The organism is Mucilaginibacter sp. (assembly GCF_028288205.1).
Taxonomy (GTDB): Bacteria; Bacteroidota; Bacteroidia; order Sphingobacteriales; family Sphingobacteriaceae; genus Mucilaginibacter.
In genome coordinates, this window is sequence record NZ_JAQBOD010000039.1 from 108,771 (window position 1) to 129,806 (window position 21,036).

The 21,036-nt window shown below is 41.9% G+C and carries 18 protein-coding genes; 14 read left to right on the forward strand and 4 right to left on the reverse strand.

The window, feature by feature from the left end:
• Positions 1-48 precede the first annotated feature (48 nt).
• Complete coding sequence (locus JWR23_RS08505; protein WP_299515281.1) at positions 49-1,791, reverse strand: sensor histidine kinase; 1,743 nt, start codon at positions 1,789-1,791, stop codon at positions 49-51.
• Between the two features lie 567 nt (positions 1,792-2,358).
• Here JWR23_RS08505 and JWR23_RS08510 point away from each other — a divergent pair.
• The 7 genes from JWR23_RS08510 to JWR23_RS08540 all read left to right on the forward strand — a co-directional run bounded on the left by JWR23_RS08510 (position 2,359) and on the right by JWR23_RS08540 (position 9,256).
• Complete coding sequence (locus tag JWR23_RS08510; RefSeq protein ID WP_299515282.1) at positions 2,359-3,216, forward strand: chromate resistance protein ChrB domain-containing protein; 858 nt, start codon at positions 2,359-2,361, stop codon at positions 3,214-3,216.
• A gap of 62 nt (positions 3,217-3,278) precedes the next feature.
• Positions 3,279-4,262, forward strand: coding sequence for a DUF1259 domain-containing protein (locus tag JWR23_RS08515; RefSeq protein ID WP_299515288.1), 984 nt, complete (start codon positions 3,279-3,281; stop codon positions 4,260-4,262).
• Positions 4,262-5,428, forward strand: a complete 1,167-nt coding sequence (locus JWR23_RS08520) for a chromate transporter (RefSeq protein ID WP_299515289.1) — start codon at positions 4,262-4,264, stop codon at positions 5,426-5,428. Before JWR23_RS08515 ends, JWR23_RS08520 begins: the two co-directional genes overlap by 1 nt.
• Positions 5,429-5,583: 155 nt before the next feature.
• Positions 5,584-6,705 (forward strand): radical SAM family heme chaperone HemW, encoded by a 1,122-nt coding sequence (gene hemW, locus JWR23_RS08525; protein ID WP_299515290.1) that lies wholly within the window; start codon positions 5,584-5,586, stop codon positions 6,703-6,705.
• A gap of 201 nt (positions 6,706-6,906) precedes the next feature.
• Positions 6,907-7,791, forward strand: coding sequence for a cupin-like domain-containing protein (locus JWR23_RS08530; protein WP_299515291.1), 885 nt, complete (start codon positions 6,907-6,909; stop codon positions 7,789-7,791).
• A 193-nt stretch (positions 7,792-7,984) separates the two neighbouring features.
• Positions 7,985-8,866: a cupin-like domain-containing protein gene (locus tag JWR23_RS08535; protein WP_299515292.1), complete on the forward strand. Its 882-nt coding sequence runs from the start codon at positions 7,985-7,987 to the stop codon at positions 8,864-8,866.
• A gap of 177 nt (positions 8,867-9,043) precedes the next feature.
• Complete coding sequence (locus JWR23_RS08540; RefSeq protein WP_299515294.1) at positions 9,044-9,256, forward strand: hypothetical protein; 213 nt, start codon at positions 9,044-9,046, stop codon at positions 9,254-9,256.
• Positions 9,257-9,344: 88 nt separating this feature from the next.
• Here JWR23_RS08540 and JWR23_RS08545 read toward each other — a convergent pair whose 3' ends face one another.
• Positions 9,345-9,767, reverse strand: coding sequence for a DUF4440 domain-containing protein (locus JWR23_RS08545; protein WP_299515296.1), 423 nt, complete (start codon positions 9,765-9,767; stop codon positions 9,345-9,347).
• A gap of 59 nt (positions 9,768-9,826) precedes the next feature.
• Here JWR23_RS08545 and JWR23_RS08550 point away from each other — a divergent pair, with 59 nt between their 5' ends.
• Together JWR23_RS08550 and JWR23_RS08555 are read left to right on the forward strand one after the other, a co-directional pair.
• On the forward strand, positions 9,827-10,699 hold the full coding sequence (locus JWR23_RS08550; protein WP_299515297.1) for a carbohydrate kinase: 873 nt from the start codon (positions 9,827-9,829) through the stop codon (positions 10,697-10,699).
• A gap of 107 nt (positions 10,700-10,806) precedes the next feature.
• A complete protein-coding gene (locus JWR23_RS08555; protein ID WP_299515298.1) occupies positions 10,807-12,459 on the forward strand; it encodes a DUF5597 domain-containing protein in 1,653 nt (550 codons plus the stop codon).
• A 13-nt stretch (positions 12,460-12,472) separates the two neighbouring features.
• Here JWR23_RS08555 and JWR23_RS08560 read toward each other — a convergent pair whose 3' ends face one another.
• Positions 12,473-12,754 (reverse strand): GNAT family N-acetyltransferase, encoded by a 282-nt coding sequence (locus tag JWR23_RS08560; RefSeq protein WP_299515299.1) that lies wholly within the window; start codon positions 12,752-12,754, stop codon positions 12,473-12,475.
• 529 nt (positions 12,755-13,283) lie between these two features.
• Here JWR23_RS08560 and JWR23_RS08565 point away from each other — a divergent pair.
• From JWR23_RS08565 to JWR23_RS08580, 4 genes are all read left to right on the forward strand, one after another.
• On the forward strand, positions 13,284-14,381 hold the full coding sequence (locus JWR23_RS08565; RefSeq protein WP_299502342.1) for a VWA domain-containing protein: 1,098 nt from the start codon (positions 13,284-13,286) through the stop codon (positions 14,379-14,381).
• Between the two features lie 105 nt (positions 14,382-14,486).
• Positions 14,487-16,019, forward strand: coding sequence for a sigma 54-interacting transcriptional regulator (locus tag JWR23_RS08570; RefSeq protein WP_299515300.1), 1,533 nt, complete (start codon positions 14,487-14,489; stop codon positions 16,017-16,019).
• Positions 16,020-16,026: 7 nt separating this feature from the next.
• A complete protein-coding gene (locus tag JWR23_RS08575) occupies positions 16,027-17,307 on the forward strand; it encodes a metallophosphoesterase (RefSeq protein WP_299515302.1) in 1,281 nt (426 codons plus the stop codon).
• 26 nt (positions 17,308-17,333) lie between these two features.
• Positions 17,334-18,212, forward strand: coding sequence for a UbiA family prenyltransferase (locus JWR23_RS08580; protein WP_299515303.1), 879 nt, complete (start codon positions 17,334-17,336; stop codon positions 18,210-18,212).
• Between the two features lie 221 nt (positions 18,213-18,433).
• Here the strand turns inward: JWR23_RS08580 and JWR23_RS08585 are convergent, their stop codons facing one another.
• On the reverse strand, positions 18,434-20,266 hold the full coding sequence (locus JWR23_RS08585) for a CocE/NonD family hydrolase (RefSeq protein ID WP_299515304.1): 1,833 nt from the start codon (positions 20,264-20,266) through the stop codon (positions 18,434-18,436).
• Between the two features lie 74 nt (positions 20,267-20,340).
• Between JWR23_RS08585 and JWR23_RS08590 the strand changes: the two genes are divergently transcribed.
• The gene (locus tag JWR23_RS08590; RefSeq protein WP_299515305.1) at positions 20,341-20,958 is read left to right on the forward strand and encodes a class I SAM-dependent methyltransferase; all 618 of its coding nucleotides are present in this window, start codon (positions 20,341-20,343) and stop codon (positions 20,956-20,958) included.
• The last annotated feature ends 78 nt before the right edge of the window (positions 20,959-21,036 follow it).

The window sequence follows — 21,036 nt, forward strand, 5'->3', positions numbered from 1 at the left end:
TGGGAATGAGACACACATTCCTGATAGGGAATTAAAGCATGCTACTGCTTATTCTAAGGGCAGGGTAAACCAAAACGTGCTGCCTTTGCCCATTTCGCTGTCTACACCTATTTGCCCGTTGTGCCTTTTAATGATTTCGGCACTAATATAAAGACCCAGGCCCAGGCCGGAGTACTGCATACCACTGCTATCCACCCGATAATAACGATCAAACAAATAAGGAAGTTTTTCTGGTTGAATACCCGGGCCATTATCGGTAACCGATACTTTAGCTACCCCGTTAACTTTTTCAACCTTGATGTGTATCTCTTTAAAACCGGGGGAATACTTGATGGCGTTGTTAACAAAGTTTATTATCACCTGGTCAATGCGATCAGAATCAGCATAGATCTTCAATGCCGTATCTCCTTCTGTGATGATGTTATATATACCTGCAATCCTAACATGCTGGCAACAATCGGCAATCATTTTAGCGATAATAAATGAAGTTTTATTAAGATGAAGCTGTCCTTCATTCAGTTTATTGGTGTTCAGTAAATTTTCTATTAAGGTAGTTACCTTTTCCATACTTTTATTTGCCTGTACAATCAGGTTGGGCAGCATCCGGTTAGGATTATCCTTCATCCGGTCCAATAGTTGCAGCGCGGCTTTTAGCGTGGTAATAGGTGTTTTGAGTTCATGGCTGGCAATGCTCATAAAATCATCCTTTTTTTTCAATAATTCTTTTGTTGCCTGGTCAAGTATTTTTTGTACAGTAATATCAACAGCAGTGCCTACCAGGCGATAAGCAACGTTTTCGGCATTGAAATAAGCTTTACCCTTAAACTTTATCCATTTTAAATCTTTATTAACCGTTTCTACCGTACGAAATTCCTCTTCATATTCGCCATTATTGGCGCCCTTAAGTGCTTGCTGTAAGACCTTATCAACATGTTTTCTATCATCTTCATGTATCATCGCTATAAAAATAGTATAGCTAATTTCATCGAGTGGCAAAAGGGCAAACATCTCATTGCAACGAGAATCGGTAATCAGTTCGCCGGTTAGTGTATTGTAATCCCAGGTGCCCAATCCGGCGGCATCAATAGCCAGTTGTAAACGGTCCTTGCTTTCCTGGAATAAAAGCTCAATTTCAGACAGCCCATCTTCTATTTTCCGTTTTTCAGTAATATCTTCAATATCCAGAAGAATCAGTTGTCCGCCATTTACTTTATCTAATTGCCTTGCGTTTAAACACATTACCCTGCGCCCTATTTCGGGGAAAACATGGGTAACTTCAAAATCATTTACTACCTTTTTTTCGGGCAAAATGCTTTCCAGCAAATATCTAAGTTCAGGAATATTCCACTGCTGATTACCCAGATCAAAAAAGTAATGCCCTTCGGTATCCAATTCGGTTACATTAAACTTATTATAAAAACCGCTGGTACAGCGCATTACCTTTAAATCTTTATCCATTACGATAAGCGGGTCACGCAGGGTATTAATAATTCTTTCTGTGTAAGACAGGTCATTTAGTTCCTGATTGGCAAAATCCAGTTTAGTGTTTAATTCTTTTTCTACCGCGGCAATACGCTTAATCTCTAAATGGGCCAGTATCAGTTCATTTTCCAGCTGGTCAACCAGCAAATCATTGGCGCTGGTTATCTTATCCATACTGTCTTGACTATATGTAGCCTCTATAGATGCTACTTTAAGTACCACATCAAGCGTTTCCAGAGGCACCTCACCTGCTACAGGGATTTTAATTACAGACAAGGAATCTTTTTCTGATTTTTTAATTTTAGACATTAGTAGCTGGGCCTGAATAGTATATTTCTCTTGGAATTTATGTAATGAATAATTCAAAAAATTGATGAAGAAATTCAATATGAGTTGGGGTGTTTGGTACGATCACAGGATAATACAAACTAACTTCAATAATGTTTTAATAAATTTTTAACGCGTTTAATGATTAAATTCGATATAAAAATTAGTTCCCCCCGTGAAGTAAGCAAATGCAGCAATAAACCTATACCCGTTAAATGTTGTTACTGTACTGTACCATGTACACGTTGATACACCTGGGTACACCCTGGTACACTAAAAATTGTAATTGGCTGAAAATCAACCACGTTAGATCATTGTCAAATAAACTAACTATTATTATTTATTAAAACTTATGTATTGTCCGCATCATCATTCAAGTTTACCGCCTGGTTTTTAACAAAGTTACTACATTGTAAACCCCGATAATAAGGCGATTAATCGATATTTTTGAATATGGTATGAGCTTAATTTAATGATCGAAGTTATTGTTTATTTCTGTTATAAGCCAGATTATTCTTTTCTGCTAATTTTGTTTATAATTTGCACTGCATGAAATGGATCACCCGTGAACATCCGAAAATCGACCGTATCGCTTGCCCATGGCTCATCAAACGGTTTATTGATGCGGAAGCAGAAATCATCTATGTTCCATTTGATGAGGTTATGATAAAAGCCAAAGAGTTAAACGCGGTGCCGTTTGATTTGCCGGGAATTGAGTACACTCATTATGATGACCATTGTACCTTTGATTATTTTATAAAGAAACATCACCTTAAAGATGCCGCGCTTGACAGGGTAGCTGCCATTGTGCGGGGCGCTGATACCGACCGGCATGATTTTGCACCACAGGCAGCCGGGCTTGAAGCCATCTTTTCCGGACTGGCGTATAACATCAAAGACGATCAGGAATTACTGAGTTTGGGCATGACCATTTATGATGGCCTGTACAGTTGGGCAAAGCATTTGCACCAGTTAAAACATACCCAGACGGGTCCGGTTGAACAAATGCTGCTGGAAGTATTTAATAAATACATTAAACAAAGCAACTCAAAAAAAGCCCCGGATTGGGCAAAAGATCTTAAAGAAATGATACAAGATCAGTTGGATACTAATATGACTTTAAGTTTGCAGCAGGTATCCAACGAACTGGAGATTAACCCAGCCTACCTGTCACGCGAGTTTTCTAAATACTTTGATAACCTGTCGTTCGGCGATTATATCAGGAAACTACGCATTGACAAAGCCAAAAACCTGATGGAGGCTACGACCTATTCGTTAACCGAGATCGCTTACCTTACCGGTTTTTCTGACCAGAGCCATTTTACCAGGATATTTAAAAAACAGACCGGACAAAATCCTTCCGCATATAAAAAAAACACCGGTAAAAGTAAAAAGGATACCAAATAGTTAAATCTATACAATTTTAAGGTCCTTTAAAAAGGTAGTATTGCATAACTAACAACTAACCTATGGAAACAAATAAATTCACACGCAGGCAGGCATTGCAGGCTACTGCCGTATTAGGCACCACCTTACTATTGCCCTTACAAAAAATAGAGGCAGCCTCTTTATCATTGGCGAAAACACCAGCAATAACGCCCGAAGAAATGGCCGCTATTGACGCTGCTTTAGGTAAAAAAGGCAGTTATAAAGATGCTGAATCCGTTTACACTACACCCTTGCCACGCAATGACCTGAAAATGAAGATCAAAGGCGAGCCTATACCTATCCCCTTTGGTTTTGGTGGTTGGGTGTCGTTTAAGAAAACTGTTGACGGAAAATCAGCAATGGTAATGAGCGATACGGTATTGCAAATGGAGGAGGTGAACCCTTTAATTTCGGCTGCCCATGCTAATGGATTAGAAATAGCTGCTATCCATAACCACTTTTTTTATGAGGAGCCGCGCATATTTTACATGCACATTCATGGTATGGGAACTATAGCAGAACTGGCTAAAAAATATGCCAATACCATACGCGACAGCAAATTATTTCCGGCTAACCAGCCTGCGCCATCAGCGCCGCCAACTATAACCGGTAAAGAAAATTTTGACATTCAGGCATTGGATGCTATTGTGAAATATACGGGTGCGGTAAATGGCCCTACTTACAAATATACTATTGGCAGAGCCGATGTGAAAGTGATGGCTATGGACGTGGAAATGACCACAAATATCGGTTTAAATAGCTGGGCGTCATTTGCGGGCAAACAGGATGATGCCCATATTGCGGGCGATATTGCCATGTTACAAAATGAGGTGAACAGCGTGATCAAAACTTTGCGGGCACATAATTTAGAAGTAGTGGCAGTACATAACCACATGCTGGGCGACGCCCCCCACATGATCTTCCTGCATTATTACGGCCGTGGTAATGCCGCTACATTAGCGCAGGGTTTTCGGGCAGCTTTAGATGAATTGGGTAAGAAACCAATAGGTGGTATGAAGATGTGATGAAAACAAAAGCTGAGTATTCTTTAGTAGATATCACTAAGTATTTTCTAAAGCTGGGTACATGGGGTTTTGGCGGCCCGGTAGCTTTAGTGGGTTATATGCACCGTGACCTGGTTGAAGATAAAGGCTGGTTGACCGAAGATGAATATAAAGAGGGTTTGGCACTTGCGCAACTGGCGCCGGGGCCTTTGGCTGCGCAATTAGGTATCTATATTGGCTTTGTGCATTATGGGTTAACCGGCGCGACACTAACCGGGCTGGCTTTTGTATTGCCATCATTTATTATGGTGGTGGTATTGGGCATGGCTTACCAGCTTTATGGCGGTTTAGCCTGGATGCAGGCCGTGTTTTATGGAGTAGGTGCTGCCGTGATAGGGATTATAGGAATAAGCGCCTATAAACTAACCATTAAATCGATCAGTAAATTTGAACTAACTGCCATGAAATCGAAATGGCTGCTATGGTTGTTTTATATAATTGGTGTTACCGTTACAGTAATTACGCAAAAAGAACAGATCCTGTTATTCCTTGCCTGTGGCATTTTATATATGCTGATAAAAGCCCCGCCGCAATGGATAAAAAAACCGGCAATATTACCTGCCGGAATTTTAATCAGTACCGGGTTTTGGAAATATAATGGCAAGACCTTGCATGAGATCGGCTGGTTCTTTCTTAAAGCCGGTACATTTGTGTTTGGCAGCGGGCTGGCTATTGTGCCTTTCCTGCATGGAGGTGCTGTGAAAGAGTTTGGCTGGTTAACCGAAAACCAATTTGTAGATGCTGTGGCCGTAGCCATGATCACACCGGGGCCGGTAGTTATTACGGTTGGTTTTATCGGTTATCTGGTTGCAGGTTTTCCGGGAGCATGTATCGCGGCCTTAGCTACTTTTTTACCATGCTACCTGTTTACCGTTGCCCTGGCGCCATCCTTTAAAAAGATTGCTAAAAATGCTGCTATCAAAGCATTTGTAGAGGGTATTACCGCATCTGTAATTGGCGCTTTGGCGGGGTCTGTAATAATTATCGGATTGCGTTCTATTATAGACATACCAACCATGTTAATCGCCCTGGCTGCTGTGGTTGCTTTGATTGCCATGAAAAAATTACAGGAGCCTTATATTATTGGAGTTGCCGCCATTATTGGTTTATTGATTAGGGCTTTATAGGTATCCTGACTTTACATCGAATCTCTCTTACTTCCAAAAGGCTAATTCTCCAGGTCCCTTGTGCCGACATTAGGTAATCCTTATCGACATAAATCTGCAGAAACCCATAATTGCGTTTACCTTTGCTATTCATAAAACAATATCCGAGTAACAAAATGGCAGGCATTTATCTACACATCCCTTTTTGCAAACAGGCTTGCCATTATTGCGATTTTCATTTTAGCACGTCACTAAAATATAAAGACGAACTTTTGCAGGCATTAGTAAAAGAAATACAACTGCAAAAAGATTATTTTAAAGGCGAAGCTATTGAAACCATTTACTTTGGCGGGGGTACGCCTTCCCTGCTGGAAGCTGGCGAAATTAACCTGTTATTAGATACCATAACCGGCTTACATTCGGTTACCGCGAATGCAGAAATTACATTAGAGGCTAACCCCGACGATTTAGATAAAGCTAAATTACAGGCTTTGCGCCAAACACCGGTTAACCGTTTCAGCATCGGCATTCAATCATTTTTTGATGACGACCTGCAATGGATGAACCGGGTACATCGTGCCGGCGAAGCCGAAGCATCAGTAAAACGTGCGCAGGATAACGGGTTCGAGAATATTACTGCCGACCTGATCTATGGCTACCCTCTGTTAACCGAACAAAAGTGGAAGCATAACCTAAATAAGATTTTTGAGCTGAATATACCACATGTATCAGCCTATTCCATGACGGTTGAACCTAAAACCCCATTAGCCGCTTTCATCAACAAAAAAAAGCAGCCTGCCATGAACGACCAGCAAAGCGCAGAGCAGTTTAACCTGTTGATGGAGGCTATGCAAACCCATGACTTTGAGCATTACGAAATATCCAACTTTTGTAAACCGGGGCATTATTCCAAACATAATTCTAACTACTGGCGGGGCGTAAAATACCTGGGGATAGGCCCATCGGCACATTCTTACAATGGGGAGATAAGGCAGTGGAACATTGCCAATAATGCCAAATACATTCAGTCTATCCAAACCAATAACCTGCCTGCTGAAACCGAGCTATTGACCGAGACCGACCATCTGAACGAATACATCATGACCTCGTTACGCACCATCTGGGGGCTGGACATGGATAAGTTAAATATTATTGCCGCGGCATCATCAAATGTATTGCTCAAAGCGGCCCAACCTTTTTTAGAAAAGGAATGGATCACCCAAAAAAATAATATTTTTTACCTCACCCAAACCGGTAAATTATATGCCGACCATATAGCTGCAGAGCTGTTTTTTTAGCTATGTTAGCCCCCCACTCTCTAAACGGCGGAGCCTTAATGAACCGGCGCTTTGGTTTAAAAATAAACCAGTATTCACCACTCTCTATTTACCACTCACTACTCTCCACTCACCACTTTTGTCAATGAAATATAAAAAACAAAACGGTTATATTAAGCTTCTATAGTATTAATTAATTTTGCATGTTAATTAATTGTGAACATGGGCATCATTCTTACCCCTATTGATAGGGTTGATAGCATTAGTAAAGAAGATTTTATTAACAATTATTTAAAGCCGCGCAAGCCGCTGGTTATCCGTAAGGCTACTAAAAACTGGCCCGCTTTAAAAAAATGGACGTTTGATTATTTAAAGGAAACTGTTGGCGACCAGATGGTTCCGCTATACGATAGCTCCAAAGCCGATCCCTCAAAACCCATCAATGCGTCCGCGGCCGAAATGAAGTTTGGCGATTATATAGACCTTATACAAAAGCAACCTACTGATCTGCGTATATTTTTGTTCGACCCGATAAAACACGCGCCTAAATTGCTGAAAGATTACCGCTCGCCTACCGACCTGATGGGCGGCTTTTTAGATAAATATCCTAATATGTTTTTCGGCGGTGCCGGATCAATTACTTTTTTGCATTATGATATAGACCTCGCACATATATTTCATACCCATTTTAACGGGCGCAAACACGTTATTTTATTTGATAATAAGTGGAAAGAACGATTGTACCAGATCCCTTTTGCCACTTATGCATTGGAGGATTACGATATAGAAAAACCCGATTACAGCAAGTTCCCGGCGTTGGACGGCGTTGAAGGCTATGAAATTATTTTAGAACATGGTGATACCCTGTTTATGCCTACCGGCTACTGGCATTGGATGAAATACCTGGACGGATCATTCTCTATATCACTACGCGCCTGGGATAGTTCATGGGCCATTAAAGCCAAAAGCCTGTATAACCTAACCATCCAACGTAAGTTTGACGATATTATGAAAAAGAACTTTAAAAGCCGGTATATGGATTGGAAGGAAAGACTGGCAGTTAAACGGGCAGGCAAGGCCCTGGCTGCAGGAGAACCAAGGTTGTGATTGAGCCTATCGGCAAAAAGATTAGTTAATTAAAGATTAGACCTATCGGCTATATATTGACAGACCCTGCTTAACATAATGTACCTTTAACCTTTAACCTCCAATATTTAACATTTCCTTAACATATCCCGTGCTTTAATTTCGTTATTTTGCCGTATTAGATGCATAGTAAATAGTTTCCTAATCCCAAAACATGAGCTTTATTCTGCACCCTATTGATACCGTTGATACCATTTCTCCTGCCGATTTTAAAAAGAACTATTTAGATGCGCGCCGTCCGCTGGTAATTAAAGGGTTAACCAACAACTGGCCCGCCCGCGAAAAATGGACGCCCGAATATTTAAAACAGGTAGTTGGTAAAAAGGTAGTGCCGTTATATGACAACGCCAAGGCCGACCCGGCGAAACCTATCAATTCGGCAGCGGCCGAGATGCCTTTTGATGAATATATGGACCTTATCATGTCGCAACCTACCGAGCTGCGCATATTCTTTTTCAATATATTTAAACAAGCCCCGCAATTACTGAACGATATTGTTTTGCCGAAAGATTTGATGGGCGGGTTTTTAGAAAGTATGCCGGCTATGTTTTTCGGCGGTTCTAATTCGGTTACGTTTTTGCATTATGACATTGATCTGCCCCATATATTTCATACCCACTTTGGTGGGCGAAAACACATTATCCTGTTTGAAAATAAATGGAAGGAACGCCTGTACTGTATACCCAACGCCACCTACGCGCTGGAAGATTACGACGTAGCTAATCCCGACGTAAAAAAATTCCCGGCACTGGACGGCATTGAAGGTACCGAAGTTTTTTTAGAACACGGCGATACTTTGTTTATGCCAACCGGCTATTGGCACTGGATGAAATATTTAGAGGGCGGCTACTCACTAAGTCTGCGTGCCTGGGATGCGTCGCCTGCACGCAAGGCGGCAAGCTTATATAACCTGGCCGTTAAAGGGGGTTTAGACAGCGTGCTTAAAATGGCTTTTAAAGGCGATTATGCACGGTACCGTGAAAAGCTTGCTGTAAAACGGGCCAATAAAGCTTTAGCAAACGGGAAGCCCAGGTAATATAATCAGCGTCGTATTTATCGCTTGGTGACGCTCATGGCCGCTAAGGCCTAGTCCTTTTTCCTTAGATGAAAAAGGACCAAAAAATCAAGTCAGCCCAATCGCTGCCACCTCACAGGGCCAGACTCCCGGCCGCGTGGGCTGACAGGCCAACGCGCTTTTTTCTTTCTCATTAATATGAAAATTGTTGGCCCATTGGAAAAAGCGTCAAACGGGCAGCTTCGGGCGAAATCAGGTAAAATATGCGGGCCTGTGGGCGGCAGAGGCATAGCAACTTTTTGCCCGGGCAATGGCCCTGCGCGATATGGAGCAAAAATATTGCAGCCTGTGATTTTACCTGATTTGCAGCGCAATGGCTTGTGCGGCAGAGAAGCATCCCGGGTGACTTGATTTTTGGTTACTTTTCATCAAGGAAAAGTAACTAAGCCCGGCGGCCCTGAGCGCTACGACGCGTTCAAATGCTTATTGCAGCCTTACTTTACGAAGTATGATCCACCACTATTTTCCAAACCCCATTAATTTTTCTGAACCATAAAGTATAATAACCACCGGGTTCATCCTTTTCACGTTTAAGGCGCCATGCACCAAATACAAAAGCATTTTCGAGATCAAGAATTTGTACTTTTTTAATATCAAAAATTAAAATACCCATGGCAGCCTTATCCGGGTAGCCGCGTTTATAGTTGTTAAGCGTGTTTTGCCAGCCAAACGTGGGTGCTGTTTTACCCACAAACATAAGCGAGTCTGATTTCCAGTAACCCTGCATAAAACCCTCAAGATCGCCGCGGTTCCAGGCCAGGCGCTGGTCGTCCATTAGTTTAATGATAGCTTGCCTGTCCTGGGCGTGTAATAAAAAACAAGCGTTAAGAAGCAGGAGACAAGAAAGTATATACTTTTTCATAAACTAAATATATACATTTATTGTTGCTTACCCTCCACAACCTGTAACTTGTACCACTTATGAAAAACAATATTCTATGCTTCGGCGAAGTTTTATGGGACGCCTTTGGCGACGAAAAAGTAGCTGGTGGCGCCGTTATGAATGTGGCCTATCACCTGCAACAGCAAGGTGCCAATGCCTTGTTTGCCAGTAAGGTTGGCATGGATACTTCGGGTTATGAGCTGGTAGCGTTCTTAAAAGAAAATAACCTTTATAGTGAACTGATACAGAATGATGCAGAACTGCCTACCTGCCAGGTTACTGTACAATTAGATAAGAACCGGCAAGCCACTTATATCATACCCCAACCGGTATCATGGGATAATATAAAAACAGAAACCACTCTTACACAAAGCGGCATAAAGGCATCGGCCATAATATTTGGCAGCCTGGCCTGCAGGCAGCAAACTACGCGCGATACGCTGTTAAACCTGCTGAACGAAACCAATGCCTTAAAAGTGTTTGATGTTAACCTGCGCGCGCCGCATTACACGCTATCGACCATTGAAACGCTGGCTGCCCGGGCCGATGTGGTAAAGATGAACGAGGATGAAGCTAACCTGCTCATCAATGGCAGCAATGGCAACCTGAAAGATAAGATAACCGAGTTCCGCAAAAAATACCACGCCCAAACCATCTGTGTAACCCGCGGCGAAAACGGCGCCATCGTATGGCATGACTATGAATTTTATGAACACCCCGGCTTCAAGGTAAATGCGGTTGATACCGTAGGTGCCGGCGATTCGTTTTTGGCCACTTTTATTAACGGCTTATTGAATAAACAACCTATACAACAGGTGCTGGAAAGATCATGTGCCGTTGGCGCATATGTTACCGGTAAACGCGGGGCCAACCCGGTTTATGATGAGGGGATTAGGGAGTTGTTGAAGTAATTTGATCAGTAGTCATACTGGAGTTGTTTCAGGATCTTTTACAACATGATCGTTTATTAAAATAAAGCGATAACTTTATCAAACCAATAACCAACCAATCATCCCAAATGAAACTATCTGCAAAGCTTCTTGCTCTTATCGGCATGTTTTTATGCGCACCTGCTTTTTCGCAACAAAAGGCTGCAAAGCCAATCCCTCGCCTGGAAAAACGCGGGCAGGTCACTCAGCTTATTGTTGACGGCCAACCTTACCTGGTATTAGGCGGCGAGCTGCATAACTCAAACACATCAAGCCTTGAATATTTAAAGCCGATAATGGCCAAGGTAGCCGCTATGCATTTTAATACAGTTTTGGGTGCAGTAAACTGGGACCTGCTGGAGCCGGAAGAAGGCAAATTTGATTTCTCGCTGGTTGATGGTTTGATCAAACAATCGCGGGATAATAAGCTGAAACTGGTTATACTTTGGTTTGGTAGTTGGAAGAATGGCATGTCGCATTATGTGCCCGATTGGGTAAAGAAGGACCAGGCACGTTTCCCTAGGGTAAAAATGGGTAATGGCAAAAGCACTGAAACACTGAATGTTTTTTCGCCCGAAAACCTGAAAGCCGATGCAAAAGCGTTTTCCGCCCTGATGAAACATATTAAAGCAATTGATTCGAAAGAACGTACTGTTATTATGATACAGGTGGAAAACGAGGTGGGTATACATGGCGATAACCGCGATCGGTCGGACGTAGCCAATGCTAATTTCTCCAAACAAGTACCGGCCGAATTGATAACCGGCCTGCAAAAACACCAAGCCGAGCTACAGCCCGAATTTAAACAGGCATGGGAGAAAGCAGGCTCAAAAACCGCAGGAACATGGGAAGACGTTTTTGGCAAAAATGCTTTTGGCGACGAAGTATTTATGGCCTGGCACTATGCCAAATACGTTAACGCGATAACCGCCGCGGGCAAAGCCGAATACAATGTCCCCATGTACGTAAACGCCTGGATAAGCCCGGTTTATCCACGGGGCGGGCCGGTAGCTTATATGCATGATGTTTGGCGGGTAGCTGCACCTAAAATTGATATTTTCACACCCGATATTTACCAGCCCGATTTTAAAGGGATAATCCCATTGTTCCACCATTCGTGGAACCCTTTGTTTATACCCGAGTGTGCTGCGGATTCGGCAGGGGCATCAAACGCGTATTATGCCATTGGTATGCATAATGCTATCGGTTACTCGCCATTTGCTATTGAGGACCGTGTTGCCGACCCGATTAATGGCCCAATACCAAAAGCTTATAAAGTGCTTGGCGGTTTGGCACCCATAATTTTAGATGCACAGGCCAAAGGTACTATTACAGCGGTTACCATCAACAAAAGCAACCCCGTACAAACCATTAATATGGGCGGTTATAATATAGAGCTTCGCACCCGCCGCAAAAAAATGGGTACAGAACGGTATTTGCCCAATTCATCTTACGGTATAATTATCAACTCAGCGCCTGATGAATTTATCATTTCGGGCGTTAACCTGGAAGCCATCTTTGCACCATCGACTGCAGGGCCGCAAATTGCGGGCATTGCGTCGCTATGGGAAGGTGTCTACGATAACGGCAAATGGAAACCCGGCAGAAGGCTGAACGGCGATAATATTATGCAAAACTATAATATGACAGAGCAATCGACAAAGAACCAGACAGGAACCGTTGTGCGTTTTGAAAACCCGGGCCCGGGCATATTAAAAGTTAAGCTATATAAATTTGACTGATAATGTTCGGGGCCTATGCAAGCAATCGCTCCCACTCCGGGTGGCGCTTTAAATACACTTTAATATATTCGCAATAAGGCACCATCTTTAAATTATTTTCTTCCAGGTATTTAAAGGTTTTTTCAACGAGGGCCGAGGCAACGCCTTTGCCTTCCAGTTCTACCGGCACTTCGGTATGTATTAAAAATACTTTATCGCCGTGTTGCTTGTAATCAATAAACGCGCGGTGACCATCAACAAATACCTCGAAATTGTGGATGGCGGTGTTGTTAATTAATTGAATGTCGGTATACATAGTATAAATGTAGTGTAAAGACTTGAAAGTTTAACCCGCAATAATTTGTTTTTTAATGGCCTCCTGGAGGGCTACGCCAATTAACAATAACCTCTTTATTATTATTATTCGATCTGTGTTTGTTTCACATCTTGTTTCATCACTCCCAAAACAGCACATTTGTAATTATTTGATAATCAATAAAATATTAAAAGTTTACGCATAAAAAAACAAACTAATAAGTTGTTACATTTTGTTACACCACTTTTTAGTAATATATTTATTTTCAATAAGTTAAGTCAAAATCTTGTTTCACTTGTTACATTTTGTTTCACATTTTGGTGAAACAAACGCGTTAGATAACTGAACTGTGCGCCATCACTGCACCAGTCGCGCCATATGCACCGTGGTGCAGTGCAACTAAACCAATCACTATTCCCCACTTACTACTCACCAACTTTGTCATCCTTACCTAACAATTCAACTTTATCTGTCTGTCATCAAACTTTTGCGTAAAATAATCCGTTATTTTATAACTGAAAGGCAAATTATGCGTGGTTTCGGATTTTCGAAGTTTACCCCCAACCAAATTCCAAAAGGTGGATTTGAAGAATTATTAAAATTATTCCTGGAATTGCTCAACTATACCGCGGGCGATGCCGGCGAGGCTTTGGCCTGGCTAAACGAGTTGGATAAGCAATACAACCTTACCAATGACGACTATGGCATGGGCGACTTCATTGACGAGCTTAAACAAAAAGGCTACCTTGATGAGGATAAGCAAAACGGCGGTTTTAACATTACCGCTAAAACAGAGCAAAGCATAAGGCAGTCGGCGCTGGAAGAGATATTTGGCAAGCTTAAAAAATCTGGCAAGGGCAATCACCGCTCACCGCAAAGCGGGCAGGGCGATGAGCGGAACTCAGAGCGCCGCGAGTTTGAGTTTGGAGATAGTTTGGACCAGATAGATATGACCCAATCTATACACAACGCCCAGGTTAACCACGGCATCGGCGATTTTATGATGACCGAACGCGACCTGGAAGTAGAGGAAATGGACTATAAAACCCTAACCTCTACCGTGCTAATGATAGATATATCGCACTCCATGATCTTATATGGCGAGGACAGGATTACCCCGGCAAAAAAAGTAGCTATGGCGCTGGCCGAACTCATCCGCACCAAATACCCTAAGGATACTCTGGATATTGTGGTGTTTGGCAACGATGCCTGGCCCATTACTTTGCAGGATCTGCCCTATTTGCAGGTTGGCCCTTATCATACCAATACCTATGCTGGCTTAGAGTTGGCTACCGATTTATTACGTCGCCGTAAAACACATAACAAGCAGATATTTATGATTACCGATGGTAAACCCACTTGCTTAAAAGAGGGCACCAAATATTATAAAAACAGCATTGGGCTGGATAGAAAAGTGGTTAATAAAACCCTTAACATGGCGGCACAATGCAAGCGCTTAAAAATACCTATCACTACTTTTATGATAGCTAAAGATCCCTACCTACAGCAATTTGTACGTAAATTTACAGAAACAAACGGTGGCAAAGCTTTTTACAGTTCGCTTAATAATTTAGGCGAATATATTTTTGAGGATTACGCAAAGAATAGAAGGAAGAACGTAAGATAGTCCAACACATTTAACTCGATTGTCATTTCGACGAAGGAACGAGGAGAAATCTATACACATGCATTGGCGACTTAGCTATGTATAGATTTATCACTATCGTTCGAAATGACAGAAACACTTACAAATACTATGACTAACAAACAAAATATAACAACCTTAGGCCAGCTAAAACGAACAGGTTACAAAAGCGAATCGGTTAAGGATGAATTGAGAAGGAACCTTATTGCCCAGCTGCAAAAACAGCATGAAGGTGGCTTTGAGGGTATTATCGGTTTTGAAGATACGGTAATTCCTGATCTGCAAACCGCTATTTTATCAAGGCATAATATATTATTGCTGGGTTTACGCGGGCAGGCCAAAACACGTATTGCGCGTTTGTTGGTTAATTTGCTTGATGAGTATATTCCATATATAGATGGTTCTGAGTTATTTGATGATCCATTGAACCCTATATCATGGTTCGGGCATAATATTGTTAAAGAAAAAGGTGATGATACCCCTATAGCCTGGATACACCGCTCTGAACGTTATACCGAAAAACTGGCTACACCTGATGTTACCGTTGCCGATTTGATTGGTGATGTTGACCCTATCAAAGCCGCTACCATGAAACTTACCTATTCGGATGAGCGGGTTATTCACTTCGGGTTAATTCCACGTGCGCATAGAGGTATTTTTGTAATTAATGAGCTGCCGGATCTGCAGGCACGCATACAGGTTTCGCTATTCAACATCCTGCAGGAAAGGGATATACAGATACGTGGTTTTAAATTGCGTTTGCCGTTAGACATACAATTTGTATTTACTGCCAACCCGGAAGATTATACCAATCGTGGCTCGATAGTAACACCGCTAAAGGACCGTATAGAGAGCCAGATATTAACACATTACCCCCGATCGGTAGAGATCTCCCGCAAAATTACTCAGCAGGAGGCATCCCTTTCACCCGAACAAAGGATTAGTGTTGAAGCAGACGGGTTGGTTAAAGATCTGGTTGAACAAATTGCTTTCGAGGCGCGTAACTCAGAATATATTGATAAAAAATCGGGAGTATCTGCGCGTTTAACCATATCGGCTTATGAAAACCTGATAAGCAATGCCGAACGTCGCATGATCATCAATCACGAAGATAAAACCTTTGTACGTATTGCTGATTTCCTGGGTGTTATCCCGGCTATTACCGGCAAGATAGAGTTGGTTTATGAGGGCGAGCTGGAAGGCCCGGCTAAAGTGGCTAATATTTTAATAGGCAAGGCCATTAAAACATTGTTAGTTAAATTTTTCCCTGATCCGGAGAAAGCCAAAAAATCAAAAACCCCGAACCCTTATGCAGAGATCATCAATTGGTTTAGCGAGGGCAACAATCTGTCTGTACTTGACGACCTGCCGCTTGCCGAATATAAAAAGTTATTAAACACTGTTACCGGGTTAAAGGACCTGGTTAAAAAATTCCATCCGGGCTTGATAGAGAGTCAGCAGTTAATATTAATGGAATTTGTATTGCATGGTCTTGCAGAATTTTCACAACTAAGTAAAGGCTTCCTTGACAATGGCTTCGCTTTTTCTGATATGTTTAACAGTTTATTTAACTTACAACCTGATGATGACGATCTTGATATAGAAGATGATCGTTACTAATTAATAAATGCAAAGTCAGTTATTCATTTTAATTTTAATAGGCATAGGGATTTTCCTGCTTGACCAATATTTAGCCATGGGTTTTGCCGCTGCCTTTAAAAAGCGGGGGGTTGGCAATACCATCGGGTTTAAAATTGGTTATACGCTATTTTCTATAGTGCTGATAACTGGTGTCATCATCAGTATATATATGAAAATACCGGTTGGCATTCGTGCCGGATTTTTAATGGTATTTTTTGTACTGGCCATTGTAAAGATCACTTTTTTACCTTTTGTGCTGGCCGATGATATAAGGCGGTTAATTGTTTGGCTTAAGCATGCCGGCACCAGGTCAAAGCTTGCTGCACCAACTAAAGAAACGGGTAAAGAAACCATCCCCCGTTCAGAGTTTTTAATGAGGGCCGGGCTAATTACCGGCGCTGTCCCGTTAGCGGCAATAGGATATGGTATTGTTGCGGGCGCTTATGATTACCGTGTACGTTATCAAACACTCTATCTGCCCAACTTACCCAAAGCATTTGATGGCATTAAAATAGGGCAGATATCTGATATACATTCCGGCAGTTTTTATAATAAAAAAGCAGTACAGGGCGGTGTAGAAATGTTATTGGGCCAAAAGCCGGATGTTATTTTCTTTACCGGCGATCTGGTTAACAAGCGTACCGATGAGGTATACGGCTACCAGGATATCTTCAGCAAAGTAAAGGCGCCGCTTGGTGTTTTCTCTACTTTAGGAAACCATGATTATGGTGATTATGCCGACTGGGCATCATTATCAGCCAAAAAGAAAAACCTTTCCGACCTGATAACCACCCACAAAAATATGGGTTGGGACCTACTGCTTAATGAAAACCACCGCCTTAAAGTTAATGGCGAAGAAATAGGTATTTTAGGTTGCGAAAACTGGGGCGAGTTAACCAGGTTCCCTAAATATGGTAAAATGGAACCCACGCTAAAAGGCACAGAGGACCTCCCGGTTAAACTTCTTTTATCGCACGACCCCTCGCACTGGCGGGCGCAGATATTGCCGCATTATCCGCAGATAGATGTTATGTTCTCTGGCCATACACATGGCATGCAGTTTGGTGTGCGTACAGAGCATTTTCAATGGAGCCCGGTAAAGTATGTTTACAAAGAATGGGCAGGCCTTTACCACCAAGGAAATCAGCAACTATATGTAAATGTAGGCTACGGATTTTTAGGTTTCCCCGGCAGGGTTGGAATATTGCCGGAGATTACGATATTTACATTAAGATCCGCCCACAATCCGTTAGCTAAAAAAGTTTAAGGTTTGCTGGCGGGCTCTCATCATAAATGAAAAAACTATTTAAACCTGTTTTTGATTTTTTTCTGTTTAGTAATGTATTCATGGCCCTATGCGCGGTTACACAGGCGATGGTTACTTTTCATTTAATAGGCTGCCGGCCGCTCTATACTGTACTTGCATTATTATTTACCTCTACAATTGGCATTTATAATTTCTCTATCCTTTTAACCAAGCCTAAAGAACCTCAAAAATCAGTATACATACGTGTGCGCTGGTTCTTTTCGCATCATAGGCTGATGGTTACTTTTACCATTGTATCTATTCTTTCACTGGTTCCTTTATTCTTTTTGGTATCTACAGAAGCAAGGCTATTACTTGTTTTCCTCGCTATTATATCTTTTGCATACAGCCTGCCGCTATTTTCATTGGGCGATCAAAAATTTGGTTTACGCAACATTCCCGGGCTAAAGCAATTTTTAATAACCACGGTTTGGACATTAAGCACTGTGTTGCTACCCATTTTAGAGGCGCAGGACATGCACCTAACCAATATATCAATGCGTGACACCACTATACTCCTTGCTAAACGGTTTTTATTGATAGGCGCGTTAACTGTTCCTTTTGATATCCGTGACCTGTTTGAGGACCGTAAATCAGGCTTAAAAACCATCCCGGTAGTATTAGGCGAAAAACGGGCCTATTTGTTTTGCCAGGTACTTTTAGCCGGATATGTTGTACTGTTGTTCCTCTTTAAAAACAACAGCTTTAACAATGATTTTTGGGCGCTTACCCTTACCGCCATATTAGCAGGCTGGCTCATCTTCAAATCCGAATGGAAAAAAGATGAATATTACTACTTCTTTTACCTTGACGGCGTATTAATATTGCAATACGTAGTACTGGTTCTGTTTAGCAAATTCGCCTAAACTTTAAAGGTGCCCGGTTACTATCACTTTGTCAAGATTTTTCACGCATTACTCCTAACAAGTTTGCTTGAACTATGTGGCTGAGGTGTCATTAGAAGGCTCTCGAAGCGTAAGCGCAAAGGCCATCCCGCGTATCCTTCGACTGGCTTAGGATGTCAGCGCTCTTGTATCACTTCCCATTCAGCATCCCCGGATTTTATAATTCAGGATAACAAAAGAATTTACTCCACCACGGGCAATACAATACTGCTGGAGTGAAATATTTTTTGTGTTGCCTTTTGATAATCGCTTTCCTTCGCATCAAAAATATTCCGAATATACTTTTGCGGGTTACGGTCAATTATAGGGAACCACGTGCTTTGCACCTGCACCATTATTTTATGCCCCTTTTTAAATACGTGGTCTGCCGCATGTAAACCAATAGTATATTCTTCAACTTTACCAGGTGTAATTGGCTCAGGATTAGTAAAGCTCTTCCTGAACCTGCCGCGGAAAACATCATCAACTATCATCAATTCATAACCGGCCATTTTTGGCTCTTTTTTATATTCCTGCGGATATACATCTATCAGCTTCACAACCCAATCTGCATCAGTGCCTGATGTTGCCGCATACAGTTTAGCAGCAACATTGCCGGTTATAGTTATATCTTCTTTAAGCGTATCGGTCTGCCAGGTTAATATGTCGGGGCGGTTATCAACAAACCGCTGATCATCCGTCAACCAAAAGAACCAACGTGAGCCCGGGCCGTAAGTTTCTTCAATCGGCCTTGCGCGGTAAGGCACCGGCTTAGCGGGATCAGACACATAGCTATCAAAAGTTTTAGCTTCGGTAGCTGATGGTTTCTCGAAAGACAACTTGCCATTAGCATGAAAATAGATATTCTTTTCTACAGCCTCTTTAGGCGGCCACGTAGCATAGCTCTTCCATTTATCAGAGCCGGTTTGGAATGATATGGCTTCGGCAAACTTGCCCTCGCCTTTGCCTTTTAAATACCATGCAAACCACTTGGCCTGTATCTCTTTTCTGAAATAAGCCGCGGTAGGCTGGCTACTAAAGGTAATATTACCTAAGCTTGTGCCCTCCCCCCTGCTCCAACCGCCATGTCTCCACGGGCCCATTACTATAAAGTTATTGTTGTTTGTATCGCGTTTTTCTAAAAATTTATATACATCCTGCGGGCCCACCATATCCTCCTGGTCCCACCAGCCGCTAACGTGCTGTATGGCTAAACGCGGGTAATCAAGCCGGGCGGTTACCGCTTGTTTTTTCCAGTAATCATCGTAATCAGGATGTTTTGTATAGGCGTTCCAACTTGGTAAAATTCCATGCATATACTTTTTGTTAATATTTGATAATGGGCCCAGTTTTAAATACCAATCATACGTATCATAATTGCCAAACTGGTAAAGCGAGTCGGTCTTTGATATCTCTTCCATAAAGGCATATTCGAAAGCATAACTTAAACGAAAAGCGCCGTTATGGTGCAGGTCATCATTCATAAACATATCAGACGGAGTAGCCTGTTCAGACACAGCTTTTAAAGCCGGATGCGGATCGGCTGCCGCTATTATGCTTGTCCAGCCATCGTATGATATGCCGTACATCCCTGCTTTGCCATTATTCTCGGGTATGTTTTTAAGCAGCCAGTCTATGGTATCATAAGTATCGCTGGCTTCGTCAATAGATTTGGTATCTTTTTTATTCCTGCTAAAACGCTGCATTTCGTATTTTCCATCAGAAAGATATCTGCCCCTAATATCCTGGTATACAAATATATATTCATCTTCAGCCATATCTTTTACATATTCTGATTTTTCGGGGCTTGGATATTTGTTCACACCATAGGGTGTCCTCAACATCAGGAAAGGCAGCTTTTCTGATTGCTTTTTCGGCGTGAATACTACGGTATGCAGTTTAATTCCGTCGCGCATGGGTATCATTACTTCCTTTCGGTTATATTTATCATCCGGACTTACACGTTGTGCAAACAGGTTAGCTGTAGCTAATGTTAAAGTTGCAATGATGGAGATCTTGGTAAAGAGAATTTTCATATTTGCTGTGAGTTTTATGATATCCGCTTAAATATAAGCATTATACAGCAAAATATTAATTTGAATAAATTTGCATGGCCGCTAATTATAATAATTCCGCCTGGTTCTATGATCGTTTATCGCGCCTGATTTATGGGCGGGCATTGATAAACGCCCAGGTTTATTTGCTGCAATTTATCCCGCCAAATTCAAATCTATTAATTGTGGGTGGTGGTACCGGTTGGATACTGGAAGAATTAACCCGCGTTTACCCTGCCGGATTAAAGATCACCTATGTAGAAGTGGCTGCAAATATGATGACGCTCTCTAAAAAAAGGAACTGGGGCAATAACGAAGTAACCTTTATAAATGCTGCCGCAGAAGATACATTACTGCCCGGCGATTTTGATGTGATCATTACCCCGTTCCTGTTTGATAACTTTACCGAACAAACCCTGCAAAAAGTATTTGATTATTTGCACCCGCAACTTAAAACAGGTGGCTTATGGTTAAATACTGATTTTCAGCTAACCGGAAAATGGTGGCAAAATATATTACTAAATACGATGTTTGTGTTTTTCAAAATACTATGCGGCATAGAAGCTTCGGCTTTACCTGCTATTGAAAAACAGTTTAGCCAAACCAAGTATATCACTATTGCTGAAAAAACTTTCTTTGGTGGGTTCATTGCTTCAAGAGCCTATCAAAAGTAGTTTCAAACTGTCCCAGGGACACCTAAATACACCTGGGACAACATGGGACACTTTTGAGACACTATAGTTTATTGTAGC

Excerpts from the sequence above, each read along its gene's own strand:
- JWR23_RS08520 (WP_299515289.1), top strand. The coding sequence starts at position 4,262 with ATGAAAACAAAAGCTGAGTATTCTTTAGTAGATATCACTAAGTATTTT.
- JWR23_RS08510 (WP_299515282.1), top strand. The coding sequence starts at position 2,359 with ATGAAATGGATCACCCGTGAACATCCGAAAATCGACCGTATCGCTTGC.
- JWR23_RS08530 (WP_299515291.1), top strand. The coding sequence starts at position 6,907 with ATGGGCATCATTCTTACCCCTATTGATAGGGTTGATAGCATTAGTAAA.
- JWR23_RS08580 (WP_299515303.1), top strand. The coding sequence starts at position 17,334 with ATGAAAAAACTATTTAAACCTGTTTTTGATTTTTTTCTGTTTAGTAAT.
- JWR23_RS08590 (WP_299515305.1), top strand. The coding sequence starts at position 20,341 with ATGGCCGCTAATTATAATAATTCCGCCTGGTTCTATGATCGTTTATCG.
- JWR23_RS08535 (WP_299515292.1), top strand. The coding sequence starts at position 7,985 with ATGAGCTTTATTCTGCACCCTATTGATACCGTTGATACCATTTCTCCT.
- JWR23_RS08570 (WP_299515300.1), top strand. The coding sequence starts at position 14,487 with ATGACAGAAACACTTACAAATACTATGACTAACAAACAAAATATAACA.
- JWR23_RS08560 (WP_299515299.1), bottom strand. The coding sequence starts at position 12,754 with ATGTATACCGACATTCAATTAATTAACAACACCGCCATCCACAATTTC.
- hemW (WP_299515290.1), top strand. The coding sequence starts at position 5,584 with ATGGCAGGCATTTATCTACACATCCCTTTTTGCAAACAGGCTTGCCAT.
- JWR23_RS08515 (WP_299515288.1), top strand. The coding sequence starts at position 3,279 with ATGGAAACAAATAAATTCACACGCAGGCAGGCATTGCAGGCTACTGCC.
- JWR23_RS08555 (WP_299515298.1), top strand. The coding sequence starts at position 10,807 with ATGAAACTATCTGCAAAGCTTCTTGCTCTTATCGGCATGTTTTTATGC.
- JWR23_RS08585 (WP_299515304.1), bottom strand. The coding sequence starts at position 20,266 with ATGAAAATTCTCTTTACCAAGATCTCCATCATTGCAACTTTAACATTA.
- JWR23_RS08540 (WP_299515294.1), top strand. The coding sequence starts at position 9,044 with ATGAAAATTGTTGGCCCATTGGAAAAAGCGTCAAACGGGCAGCTTCGG.
- JWR23_RS08575 (WP_299515302.1), top strand. The coding sequence starts at position 16,027 with ATGCAAAGTCAGTTATTCATTTTAATTTTAATAGGCATAGGGATTTTC.
- JWR23_RS08550 (WP_299515297.1), top strand. The coding sequence starts at position 9,827 with ATGAAAAACAATATTCTATGCTTCGGCGAAGTTTTATGGGACGCCTTT.
- JWR23_RS08565 (WP_299502342.1), top strand. The coding sequence starts at position 13,284 with ATGCGTGGTTTCGGATTTTCGAAGTTTACCCCCAACCAAATTCCAAAA.
- JWR23_RS08505 (WP_299515281.1), bottom strand. The coding sequence starts at position 1,791 with ATGTCTAAAATTAAAAAATCAGAAAAAGATTCCTTGTCTGTAATTAAA.
- JWR23_RS08545 (WP_299515296.1), bottom strand. The coding sequence starts at position 9,767 with ATGAAAAAGTATATACTTTCTTGTCTCCTGCTTCTTAACGCTTGTTTT.